1 protein-coding gene is annotated in these 255 nt (G+C 59.6%); it reads right to left on the bottom strand.

What is annotated here, in order from left to right:
- Positions 1-203, bottom strand: a 203-nt coding sequence (locus NXS07_RS21365; protein WP_258087685.1) for a hypothetical protein, incomplete at its 3' end; no start/stop codon positions are given.
- Between the last annotated feature and the right edge of the window lie 52 nt (positions 204-255).

Here is a 255-nt window from a genome sequence, read left to right on the forward strand (position 1 = left end):
TCCAGTTCCCGACTTGCCAGAGCGCGGTGGATTTCGCGACGCACCAGCTTGCGGACGTTTCGGGTAATCCGTTCTCCCAGAGCGCCCTGTAGCTCCTGCCGCACGATATCGCTTACCATGTCACGCAGCATCTCCTCATCCAGCAAGGCCTCTTCCTTTGCCAGTGCGGCCTCTCCCAACTCTCTCTCAACCGATACATTCAAGGCCCCCTGGAGCGCAGCGGTTGCATGTGAGCGGAACTCGAACGGCATGCTT

This window comes from Xenorhabdus bovienii, from assembly GCF_024721015.1.
GTDB lineage: Bacteria > Pseudomonadota > Gammaproteobacteria > Enterobacterales > Enterobacteriaceae > Xenorhabdus > Xenorhabdus bovienii.